Source organism: Arthrobacter sp. Hiyo1, assembly GCF_001263615.2.
Taxonomy (GTDB): Bacteria; Actinomycetota; Actinomycetes; order Actinomycetales; family Micrococcaceae; genus Arthrobacter.
The window spans coordinates 237552-242025 of sequence record NZ_DF952471.1 but is presented as its reverse complement, the minus strand read 5'-3'; the positions used below and the strand labels follow the sequence as shown (position 1 = coordinate 242025).

Sequence of the window (4474 nt, the reverse complement as noted above, 5' to 3'; positions counted from 1 at the left end):
CGGCCAACTCGTAGAGATCTGGCAGGCCAACGCTGCGGCCGTTACATCCACAAGCGTGACCAGCACCCCGCCCCCCTCGACCCGAACTTCACCGGCGTCGGACGCTGCATCACCGGACCGGACGGCACCTACCGATTCACCACCATCAAGCCCGGCGCCTACCCATGGAAGAACCACCTCAACGCCTGGCGCCCGGCGCACATCCACTTCTCCCTCTTCGGCACGGATTTCACGCAGCGCATCGTCACCCAGATGTACTTCCCGGGCGACCAGTTGTTCCCGCTGGACCCCATCTACCAATCGATCGTGGACCAGGACGCCCGCGACCGCCTCGTCGCCAAGTACGACCACGAGCTGACGAGCCCCGAATGGGCCCTTGGCTACAACTGGGACATCGTCCTGAGCGGTTCGAAGCGGACCTGGACCGAAAACGAAGCCTTTGGCGACGCCGGGGACGAGGAGTAGAACATGAGCAAGCTGACACCTACACCAGGCCAGACCGTTGGCCCGTTCTACGGCTACGCGCTCCCCTTTAATAAGGACAACGAGCTCCTCGCCCCGGGCAGCGCCGGAAGCATCCGCCTGCAAGGCACCGTGTATGACGGCGCCGGAGAAGCCATCCCGGACGCCATCCTGGAGATCTGGCAGCCGGACTCCGAAGGCAAGGTAGTCCAGCGCACCGGCTCCCTGGTCCGCGACGGCTACACCTTCACCGGTTGGGGCCGCGCCGCGGTGGGCAACTCCGGTGTGTTCACGTTCACCACGGTCAACCCCGGCCCCACCGAAGCGGGCGCGGCTCCGTTCATTTCCGTCGCCGTTTTTGCGCGTGGCCTCATGAACCGCCTGTTCACCCGCATCTACTTGCCGGAAAACGAGGAAGCGCTCGCTGCCGACCCGCTGCTCAACTCCCTCGATCCCGAGCGCCGCAAGACCCTGATCGCGCGTCGCGACGCGGATGGCGGACTCACGTGGGATCTGCGCCTGCAGGGCCGGAACGAGACTGTTTTTCTCGACTTCGAAGGCGCCTCCCAGTGAGTGGCGACGGCGATTTCGGGCTGCTCAGCCCGGTTTCGGCGTCGCCCGCCGTCGTGGCGCTGACAGGTGACCGTGCGGTGATCGCGGCCATCCTCGACGTCGAAGCCGCCTGGGCATCCGTGCTCGAAGAGGCGGGCTTCGCGCCGGCCGGTTCTGCCGCCGTCGTCACCGAGGCCACGGAATCCTGGGCCTACGACGCCGCTTCCATCGCCGAACGCGCACAAGGTGGCGCCAATCCGGTCATTCCGCTGCTGGCCGATCTCCGGGGCAGGGTCAAAGGGCTGGACGCTAGCGCGCTTGCCGCCGTGCACACCTCGTTGACCAGCCAGGACGTCCTGGATTCGGCCCTGATGCTGCTCGCGCACCGCGTGGTTTCCGCCCTTCTCGCCGAGGTAAAGGGTACGACGACGGCGCTCGCCGGCCTTGCGGAGCAGCATGCGGACACGCTGTGCGTGGGTAGGAGCCTGACGCAGCATGCGCTTCCGTTCACCTTCGGTCTCAAGGCGGCGCAATGGTTTCACGGAGTGGCCGCCGCGGCCCGTCGCCTCGAAGCCCTGGAGTTCCCTGTCCAGTTCGGCGGCGCCAGTGGGACCCTGGCTGCCGGTACCGTGCTCGCGGAGGGCTCGTCGTCGAGCCCCTTTATTCTGGCCGATGCCTTGGCCGGGAAACTGGGCCTCGCTCCCGTTCCGGCTCCATGGCACACGAACCGGCTGGCCGTCACGGGACTCGGCGACGCCTTGGCTTCCCTCACGGACTCCTTTGGCAAGATCGCCTCGGATCTGCTGTTCCTCAGCCGCCCCGAAGTTGCCGAGCTGGGTGAACCCCTTGCCGCGGGCCGCGGCGTCTCATCGGCCATGCCGCAAAAGCAGAATCCGGTGCTGTCCGTGCTGATCCGCAGCGCGGCGCTCCAGGCTCCTGGCTTGGCCGCGCAGCTGCACGTCGCAGCCACGAACTTCAACGACGAACGCCCGGACGGTGCCTGGCACAGCGAGTGGCCTGCCCTGCGGGGCTTGCTTCGGCTCACACTCGGCGCAGCACCCAGCTGCGCGAGCTCGCCGAAGGCCTCCGCGTCTTCCCCGAGGCGATGCGCCGCAACCTGGAAATCTCCGGGCCGTTGCTCCTCAGCGAAGCCGTCGCATCCTCCGTTGCTCCGCTCCTCGGCGCGGACAGGGGCGATGCGAAGGCCAAGCTGCAGGCCGTCGTCGACGAGACCCTGCAGGCACCCGCAGCGGAGCAAGCCCGGATCTACACCAAGCTCCTCCGCGAGGCCGTCCCGGCCGGCAAGCTGTCCGACGAGGAACTGAAGGCACTTCTGGATCCTGCGAACTATGTCGGCGAGGCAGCCGAGATCAGCCGCCGCATCCTCGCCGCGTACCCCGAATTCGCACACACCAATCCGAAGGGAGCCGATCGTGGCTAAACCCATCGTCAAGGCGGTGTTGCTGTCCCCGCAGCGCACGCTGGGGGAGAAGCCGCTCCTGGTGGTGGGGCCCTCGCTCGGAACGTCCACCGTGCTCTGGACCGAGACGGCAGCCCTGCTCGGCAACGAGTTCGACGTCATCGGCTGGGACCTGCCCGGCCACGGCGTCTCGCCCGCGGCCTCCGAAACGTTCAGCGTCGCCGAACTCGCGGACGCGGTGATTGACCTGGTGGACTCGATCGCGCCCGGTGCCGTGTTCCACTACGCCGGCGATTCCCTGGGCGGTGCCACCGGACTGCAGCTCGGCATCAAGCACGGAGAACGGCTCAAGTCCCTGTCCGTGCAGTGCAGCGGAGCGAAGCTAGGCACTCCCGAAGGATGGCTGGAACGCGCCGAAACCGTTCGTGCGCAAGGAACCGCGGTGATGATCCAGGGTTCCGCGCAGCGTTGGTTCGCCCCCGGTTTCATGGATCGTCAGCCCGTGGTCAGCAGCCGACTCCTGCATGCCCTGCGGGACGCCGACCGCTTCAGCTACGCCTTCTGCTGTGAAGCCCTCGCCGGATTCGACGTCCGCGCGGAACTCGGCAGCATCACTGTCCCCACGCAGGCACTGGCGGGCGTCGAGGACACCGTTGCGCCGCCGTCGTTCGCTGAAGAAATTGCCGCGGGCATCAACACCAGATTCAACACAGGTGGCGGCACCGCTATCGCTATTGCGCTCGACGGCGTCGGGCACCTCGCGCCAGCGGAGGCGCCCGCCGTCGTCGCGGACCTCATGCGGACATTCATGAGGGAGGCCGGAAAATGAGCACTGATTCTTCGCAAGGCGCCGTTCAGCGCGACGCTAGCTCGCAGGAAATCTACGACGCCGGCATGGTGGTCCGCCGCGAAGTGCTCGGCGATGCGCACGTGGACCGCGCCAACGCCAAGAAGGACGAATTCACCGAAGACTTCCAGGACATGATCACCCGCATCGCCTGGGGAGGCATCTGGACCCGGCCCGGCCTGACGCGGCAGATGCGCTCCGCCGTCACCATCACCGCGATGGTGGCGCACGGGCACTGGGAAGAACTGGCCATGCACATCCGCGCGGCCATCACGAATGGGCTGAGTAGGGACGAGATCAAGGAAATCCTGCTGCAGACCGCCATCTACTGCGGAGTTCCCTCCGCCAACACCGCATTCAAGACCGCTCAAGGCGTCTTCGCGGAGCTCGACGCGACCCCCGAAGCCCCCACGGCCCCTGAAGCCCCCACCCACCCAACTAACTCGCATTAGATGTCGTTTTGAGCCCTCATAACGACATCTAATGCGAGTTGGTTGGGATCACAGAAACTTAGAGGAGACCCCATGAACCAGGCGTATGTGTACGACGCCGTGCGCACACCATTTGGAAAATTTCGGCTCCGGCCTTGCCGGGGTGCGCCCGGACGACCTAGCTGCCCACGTGGTGCGCGAAGCCGTCAAGCGGGCCCCTGCTTTGGATGTTGAGCGGATCGACGAGGTGGTGTTCGGGAACGCCAACGGCGCAGGCGAGGAGAACCGCAACGTCGCCCGCATGGCCACCCTGCTGGCCGGGCTCCCGACGTCGATCCCGGGCACTACGGTCAACCGCTTGTGCGGGTCATCCTTGGACGCCGCCATCATCGCCTCCCGCCAGATCAACGCCGGCGACGCCGAGCTGATGCTCGTGGGCGGGGCCGAGTCCATGTCGCGCGCACCCTGGGTGCTGCCCAAGACGTCCAAGCCGTACCCTGCCGGGGACATGACCCTGGCTTCGACCACGCTGGGCTGGCGCCTCGTGAATCCGGCGATGCCGAAGGAATGGACCATTTCCCTGGGCGAGGCCACGGAGCGGCTGCGCGAGAAGTACGGAGTCACCCGGGAACGCCAGGACGAGTTCGCCGCGGCCTCGCACAACCTCGCGGCCGCGGCGTGGGACGAGGGCTTCTACGACCAGCTGGTGACGCAGGTTCCGGGCACGGAGCTGGTCCGTGACGAAGGCATTAGGCGGGTTCG

Annotated in this window: 3 protein-coding genes and 3 pseudogenes; all 6 read left to right on the top strand. The window is 66.7% G+C overall.

Translation table 11 applies throughout. The features are described from left to right. A pseudogene (locus tag AHiyo1_RS12665) lies at positions 1-465 on the top strand (dioxygenase family protein); the annotation flags it as partial. A gap of 3 nt (positions 466-468) precedes the next feature. Next, a complete protein-coding gene (pcaG, locus tag AHiyo1_RS12660) occupies positions 469-1035 on the top strand; it encodes a protocatechuate 3,4-dioxygenase subunit alpha (protein WP_059388804.1) in 567 nt (188 codons plus the stop codon). Beyond that, a pseudogene (locus AHiyo1_RS12655) lies at positions 1032-2455 on the top strand (lyase family protein). The gene pcaG and the pseudogene AHiyo1_RS12655 overlap by 4 nt, the downstream one beginning before the upstream one ends. Next, on the top strand, positions 2448-3263 hold the full coding sequence (locus tag AHiyo1_RS12650; RefSeq protein ID WP_059388803.1) for an alpha/beta fold hydrolase: 816 nt from the start codon (positions 2448-2450) through the stop codon (positions 3261-3263). The pseudogene AHiyo1_RS12655 and the gene AHiyo1_RS12650 overlap by 8 nt, the downstream one beginning before the upstream one ends. Then, positions 3260-3733 carry a 4-carboxymuconolactone decarboxylase gene (pcaC, locus tag AHiyo1_RS12645; RefSeq protein ID WP_059388802.1) on the top strand — a complete coding sequence of 158 codons (474 nt, stop codon included), beginning with the start codon at positions 3260-3262 and terminating at the stop codon, positions 3731-3733. The genes AHiyo1_RS12650 and pcaC overlap by 4 nt, the downstream gene beginning before the upstream one ends. A gap of 72 nt (positions 3734-3805) precedes the next feature. Then, positions 3806-4474 (top strand): annotated as a pseudogene (locus AHiyo1_RS12640) (3-oxoadipyl-CoA thiolase); the annotation flags it as partial.